Here is a 4,491-nt window from a genome sequence, read left to right as displayed (position 1 = left end):
GAGTGAAGCTGACGCTCCTCCTGCCGCCGCTTTTGGTGTTGCTCCACGACCTCAAAAACCGCGTTCACCCGGAATCCCTGACGGCCCTCCTCCGTCGCCCACCGCTGTGGGGAGAGCTCCTGCTCGGCGGGGTACTGTTGGTCGGTCTGGCCATCATGCTGTTCCGAAGCGACAACGTCCGGTTCATCCCCGGCTTTGAGGCCAGGGTGCGGGAATTTCTTGAGCGCCTGCTCGTCGCACGGCCCCGAAGTAAGGAAGTCTTCCTCGGATACCCTTGTCTGTTGCTCCTGGCCTTCCTCGTCAAACGAGGGCTGTGGGCGCACTATCGAGAGGTCCTGCGCATCGGAGTGGTCCTGGGCTTCTCGTCCGTGGTGAACAGCTTCTGCCATTTTCACACGCCCATCCTGTTCATCCTCCTGAGGGAGTTCAACGGGCTCTGGACCGGTCTGCTCGTCGGGACGCTCCTCGTGGCGGCCGTTCGCTGGCTCCTGCTGCCCCTTCTGAGGACGATACGCCCACTGGCGGAATGAGCCGCCGCTATCGCGTTGCCCTGGCCGGCTATTACGGCTTCGGCAACCTGGGGGACGAGCTCCTGCTGCGAGCCTCGTTGGAGGCGCTTGATCGCTGTGGCGTCAGGCGCGATCGGGTTGTGGTGCTGTCCAGCGCCCCGAAGGAAACCTCTTGCGTCCTCGGCGCGGACTCCGTGGACCGTTGGAGCTTTTCTGCCGTGCGAGGGGCCCTGCGGTCCAGCGATACGTTACTTTTGGGGGGCGGAGGGCTCTTTCAGGACAGCACGAGCCTACACTCCTGCCTCTGGTATTGGGGGCTGGTCCGCCTGGCGCGCCTGTGTGGGGCGCGCCCCTGGGCCCTGGGGCAGTCGATCGGTCCTTTGAAACGACGCACGGCGCGATGGCTGACCCGGACGGCGCTGAGCTCCTGCGCGGTGCTTCAGCTTCGGGACGGCCCCTCCATGGAGTGGGCACGGCGTCTTGGGGTTCCGGCGATGCCGGGGGCGGACCTGGCCCTGACGCTTGAGATGCCACGGGACGCGGCCCCTGTGGAGAGAGGGAGACTCCTCGTGAACCTGAGGCCCGTTGCGGGGCCTGAGCGGTTCGTCGAGCTTGCCGCGTCGTGCGTCGACGCCTTTGACGGCGAGCGGGTGGGCGTTGCCATGTCGCCCGAGGACTACGAGCTCCTGGAGGGGGCGAGGCGGACGGGGCGGCTGCGGATCGAGCGCACGGTCCTCGTGAAGAGCGCGTCGGACGTCGCGTCCCTCTGGAGCCCGGCAACGGGAGCCGTCGGGATGCGCCTGCACTTCGCCGTCCTGTCGGCGATCTACGGGACGCCGCTGGCCCTCCTCTCCTACGACCCCAAGACGGCGGCCTTTGCGGAGTGGGTGGGACTCCCCGGAGGGGGAAGCCCTGCGGAGGGGGCCTTGAAGCTGGTCCGCCCGCGCCTGCCGATCACCCCTGAAAGGGTTCGCGAGGACGTGGACGCCCTTTGCCGGGCGGCGCTCTCCGAGGCATGATAGGACGTCCCCGCTTTCCCAGGCTCAAATTCAAATTTTCAAACGGATAGGCGCCGGAACGCGCATCCGTGCTTTTCATTAGGAGGTCCCTGCGTTATACTTAAGGAAACGCTGATGAAATCGTTTTGCCCGTCCCCGCAGGGGGAGCCGGTCAACTGTACCGCGATTCAGTGAGGCATTGCATTTTAGCGGGCCGCCCCCGAAGGGGGGCAACAGGCGGTCGCCGCCTTGCGAGCCCCATGTAAATTTTGCGATAGATGAAATGGCTCGTGCGCATGGAAGCAACAGTGGCGTGCAACTCGTTCTCTGGCGGTGATTGTATTGGACAAACGTCGTATTGATGAGCTGGGCATCCGTTATGTTGAGAAGTTCTCCCTGTACGAGGAGTACGCCTCACGCATACGCAATCTGGTTCAGGACCTTATCGAGGGAGAGGGGGTGGAGTTTCAGGCGATCGAGGGATGGGCGCAGAAGCCGGACGAGCTGCTCAGAGCCCTGAACGCGCTGGACGAGGACAGCCTCTCAGGGGTGGACCTGGTGACGGTGCGGGTGCTTTTGCGCTTTCCGGAGGACGTTCAGCAGATTGAGGAGGTCGTCCGCTCGGAGTTTGACGTCGATATGGGACGCTCCACCCCGTCGAGTGGGTTGGAGGATCCCTTCCGCTTTGGCTATCCCGCGGTGGTCTACACGCTTTCGCTCTCGGAAACGCGCTCCACGCTCCGCGAGTGGGCGAAGTACAGGGGCCTCAGCTTCCGGCTTGAGTTGAGGACGATGCTCCAGGACGCCTGGGCCGCCATCGCACCCAGGGTGGACCTGAACGTCAGCACGGTTTCCGAGAAGAAGCTGAAGCGCAAGCTGGTGCGCCTGGCAGCGCTTTTGGAGGAGGCCGATGAGGGCTTCCTGGCCCTTCGCGCGCAGGTCGGCGACGAGGCGCTCCTCGTGCCGCCCTCGCCGCAGGCCCGGCGGCGGCCTCAGGAGCCGCTTGTCGCCGAGCGCACCTTTACCGACGATGAGCTGTACAATTACTTCAAGGAGGACCCCGGCCTGCTGGGCACGTGGAACGCCATCGCGCTCAAGGCAGGGTTCCCGCCCTTCGTTCCGGATTCGGACTACCTGAAGGAGAGCTTCGGCTGCCTCTGCCGGATCTTCCGCGCTGCGGGGATCGACACGATCTCCGACGTCCGGGAGTTCCTACGGGAGATGGAGGAGGACGACCGGGGGCTGAGGCAACTTCAGGGCGTGCGCATGGACGTCCGGCGCAAGGACGTTTCGTGGCGCATGGACCCCTTCTCCGCCCTCTTCCTGCTGGTCCTGAACTCCCGGTGGGACGTCCTGAAGGACAAGGACCTCGTGAAGCTGGGGATCAAGCGCGGCAACGATCGCATTTTAGGCATCGACTGACTTCGCCTGCCGTTTTTGCGGAGGGGGGAATGGGATTTGCAGGTTGTGCTGCTTTGGATGCTCATCTCGTATTTGATCGGCTCTCTGCCCACGGGCTACCTCGTCGTGCGCCTCACTCGCGGAATCGACATTCGGACGGTGGGGTCGGGTTCCATCGGGGCGACGAACGTTCGCCGCGCCCTGGGGCAGGGATGGGCGGTCTTCGTCACGATCGTGGACATGTCCAAGGGGGCACTGGCGCTCCTGCTGGCGGCTCACGCCGGAACGACCTCCCACGAGCTCGTCGCGCTCTCCGCCTTCGCGGCGGTGGTGGGGCACAACTACCCGATATGGCTTAAGTTTCACGGCGGAAAGGGCGTCGCGACCACCTACGGCACCATGTTCTTCGTCTGGCCCTACAACTCCTTCGCCATCGTCCTGATGTGCGGCGCAATATGGTATGGCGTCATGTCCTGCACCCGCTACGTTTCCCTGGCCTCCATGCTGTCCCTTCTGATGCTGCCCGCCTTCTTCTGGATGCTGGGGGCCCCGTGGCAGTTTCAGCTCCTGGCCCTGGCCTTGGCGCTCCTCTCGATCTTCCGTCATCGCTCCAACATCTCCCGCCTGCTGCAGGGGAAGGAAAACCGCGTTTAGACGGGGGCAACGACCTTTGACTCGAAACGCTGTTCCGACCGGCCTTGACGAGGCCGTTTCGGTTGCGCCTGCTGTGCGGCAGCCATGGAAACGGTGAGGTGCTTTCTCGACCCCGTGCGGGGAGGTCGGGAAAGCACTGTTTGTTTCATGGCGGACCTGAGCGGCGGGCGGGGAGGGAGTTTCTCCGGGACGCTGCACCGCACCTCCCGCAGGAGGACGGTCCGCCTGATCGTGGACGAGCGTGGCCTCACCGTCCTCGTCCCGCGTCTTTTCCGACCGGAGAGGGACCTGGAGGGCCTTTTGGAGCGAAACCTGGATTGGATCCTTCAGGGGTTGAGCCGGGCCTCTCTGCGCCCTCGCAACGCGGGGCGAGCCCCCATTGCTCTGCCGGGGGTGGTGCGCCTCCCGGCCCTCTCCGAGGAGTGGCGGGTTGAGGTTGCGGAGGCGGCGCGCGCGTCGGCGTTCGAGGGGATCATCCCTCTGCCTTCGGGCCTCAGCCGGGCGGAGGCACTGCGGGCCCTGAGGGATTGGGTGCGCCTTCGTGCAAGGCAGATGCTGCCGCCCATGCTGCTGGAGCTGGCGGCGGAGCAGGGACTGACCGTGGCCCGTGTCGCTGTGAAGGAGATGCGCAGCCGCTGGGGCAGCTGTTCGGCGCGCCATAACGTCAACCTCAACTCCAGGCTCCTCTTTTTGTCGCCCGACCTCGTGAGGCACGTCATGCTGCACGAGCTGTGCCATATGGCGGAGATGAACCACAGTCCGGCCTTCTACGCCAGGCTTCGAGCCATGGACCCCGAAACGGACCGCCACCGACAGGAACTGCGCTCCGCGTGGTGCTGCCTGCCCCCCTGGGCCTCCGAACCGCTGTAGTCGCTAAGGAAGCGCTGATTAATCTTCAAAAGTTGTTGAAAGCAATCAAGGAGCATCAA

Annotated in this window: 5 protein-coding genes; all 5 read left to right on the top strand. The window is 64.7% G+C overall.

The genetic code is table 11. The features are described 5' to 3' along the window. A partial coding sequence (locus Q0629_RS09510) for a DUF5693 family protein (protein ID WP_298781831.1) occupies positions 1-530 on the top strand: 530 nt, incomplete at its 5' end. Then, positions 527-1,528 carry a polysaccharide pyruvyl transferase CsaB gene (gene csaB / locus Q0629_RS09505; protein WP_298781828.1) on the top strand — a complete coding sequence of 334 codons (1,002 nt, stop codon included), beginning with the start codon at positions 527-529 and terminating at the stop codon, positions 1,526-1,528. The genes Q0629_RS09510 and csaB, both read left to right, overlap by 4 nt. A 321-nt stretch (positions 1,529-1,849) precedes the next feature. Next, positions 1,850-2,929, top strand: a complete 1,080-nt coding sequence (locus Q0629_RS09500) for a RelA/SpoT domain-containing protein (protein WP_298781826.1) — start codon at positions 1,850-1,852, stop codon at positions 2,927-2,929. A 45-nt stretch (positions 2,930-2,974) separates the two neighbouring features. Then, positions 2,975-3,562: a glycerol-3-phosphate 1-O-acyltransferase PlsY gene (gene plsY / locus Q0629_RS09495; RefSeq protein WP_366123324.1), complete on the top strand. Its 588-nt coding sequence runs from the start codon at positions 2,975-2,977 to the stop codon at positions 3,560-3,562. Positions 3,563-3,709: 147 nt separating this feature from the next. Next, complete coding sequence (locus Q0629_RS09490) at positions 3,710-4,432, top strand: SprT family zinc-dependent metalloprotease (protein ID WP_298781822.1); 723 nt, start codon at positions 3,710-3,712, stop codon at positions 4,430-4,432. The last annotated feature ends 59 nt before the right edge of the window (positions 4,433-4,491 follow it).

This window comes from uncultured Fretibacterium sp., from assembly GCF_938030725.1.
GTDB lineage: Bacteria > Synergistota > Synergistia > Synergistales > Aminobacteriaceae > Fretibacterium.
The sequence above is the reverse complement of the archived record's forward strand: the minus strand, read 5'-3'. Positions and strand labels throughout refer to the sequence as shown.